Raw genomic sequence first — 1372 nt, forward strand, 5'->3', positions numbered from 1 at the left:
GAAACTTATTCTCTAGTTGATCAACTAAAAAGAGCAGCTTATTCTGTGCCAGCAAATATTGTTGAGGGGTGTTCTAAAAGGAGTAAAAAAGAGTTCGTAAGGTATTTATATATTTCCCGCGGCTCTTTAGAAGAATTAAGGTACTTTTTACTTCTTTCGAAGGATTTAGCATATATTTCTAAGGAGAAATATAACGATTTCGAAAAAAAATTGGCCGAAATAAGCTATCTTCTCAACCAATTAATCAAATCCCTAACCTCTACCACCTCTAGAACTTCTAGAACTTCTAAAACTTCTAAAACCTCTAAAACTTAAGAAACATGCTAACCGCCATCGCAGCGAAATTTAATATATATTCCCTTGCCAGGCATCCTGGCTTTAGGCGGTATTTTGCTAATACTTCTTGGCTTTTTGTAGAGAAGTTTTTACGGCTTGGGGTTGGTTTTTTTGTGGGGGTGTGGGTGGCACGGTATCTGGGTCCAGAGCGGTATGGTCTTCTTTCTTACGCACAGGCCTTTGCGGGGCTTTTTACTGCTATTGCCAGCCTCGGGCTTGATGGTATTCTTGTGCGGGAATTGGTGAAATATCCTGAAAGAATTGTATAAAAGAGGATTTATGGATGACGAGGAAATTTATAGTGAAAATAAAGGAGGAAATGCTATGAAAGAAATCATTCTAAAAATAGAAGATGATATTTATGACAGAGTCATATCTTTTCTTTCTCTATTGCCTGAGGATAAGGTTCAAATTTTAAGGAAAAGGGAAGAGGATTATAGAAAATATTATGGAATACTAAAAGTCGAAAATTCTGAAGAAGAGATTGACAAAGAGATAAGGAAGATGAGAGATGAATGGGAAGAAAGAATATCTTTTTGATACTGATATTTTGATATATTTTCTCGCTGGTAGATTACCTGAAGGTATCTTAGAAAGAATAGACGATATTTTAAAATATTCGTTCTGTATTTCTATTATAACAAAATTAGAAATATTGGGTTGGAAAGGTCACACAGAAGAAAGTTTTAGGGAAACCAAAAGTTTTCTTGAAGATGCTGTAGTTATAGGATTGGAAGATGAAATAGTGGATGAAGCGATAGATTTAAGAAGACGGAGAAAGATAAAACTCCCTGATGCCGTCATAGCATCTACTGCTATAGTGCATCAAAAGATACTAATAACTAACAATGAGAAAGATTTTAAGGATATTGTAAAAGTCTGGAATCCATTGAAAGAAATATGATTTTAACAGCCGGAATACGGAAAATTCAAAGGGCAAAGGGCGATGTGCGCGGAAGGTCGTATAGGTTGTAAAAGTTGTAAAGGTTATAGAGGTGGATAAGAGGTTTAGTGGTGGGTAGTTGGAAGGAATTGA

Annotated in this window: 3 protein-coding genes and 1 pseudogene; all 4 read left to right on the plus strand. The window is 35.6% G+C overall.

The window, feature by feature from the left end; genetic code table 11:
* A partial coding sequence (locus H528_RS13765; protein WP_022854514.1) for a four helix bundle protein occupies positions 1-315 on the plus strand: 315 nt, incomplete at its 5' end.
* Between the two features lie 5 nt (positions 316-320).
* Positions 321-590 (plus strand): annotated as a pseudogene (locus H528_RS0111890) (oligosaccharide flippase family protein); the annotation flags it as partial.
* 25 nt (positions 591-615) lie between these two features.
* On the plus strand, positions 616-876 hold the full coding sequence (locus H528_RS0111895; RefSeq protein WP_022854516.1) for a hypothetical protein: 261 nt from the start codon (positions 616-618) through the stop codon (positions 874-876).
* Positions 848-1240 carry a type II toxin-antitoxin system VapC family toxin gene (locus H528_RS0111900; RefSeq protein WP_022854517.1) on the plus strand — a complete coding sequence of 131 codons (393 nt, stop codon included), beginning with the start codon at positions 848-850 and terminating at the stop codon, positions 1238-1240. Before H528_RS0111895 ends, H528_RS0111900 begins: the two co-directional genes overlap by 29 nt.
* The last annotated feature ends 132 nt before the right edge of the window (positions 1241-1372 follow it).

Source organism: Thermodesulfatator atlanticus DSM 21156, assembly GCF_000421585.1.
In the GTDB taxonomy this organism is placed as follows: domain Bacteria; phylum Desulfobacterota; class Thermodesulfobacteria; order Thermodesulfobacteriales; family Thermodesulfatatoraceae; genus Thermodesulfatator; species Thermodesulfatator atlanticus.

Bases quoted from the DNA above. Each gene is read 5' to 3' on its own strand.
- H528_RS0111900 (WP_022854517.1), top strand. From the start codon at position 848: ATGAATGGGAAGAAAGAATATCTTTTTGATACTGATATTTTGATATAT.
- H528_RS0111895 (WP_022854516.1), top strand. From the start codon at position 616: ATGGATGACGAGGAAATTTATAGTGAAAATAAAGGAGGAAATGCTATG.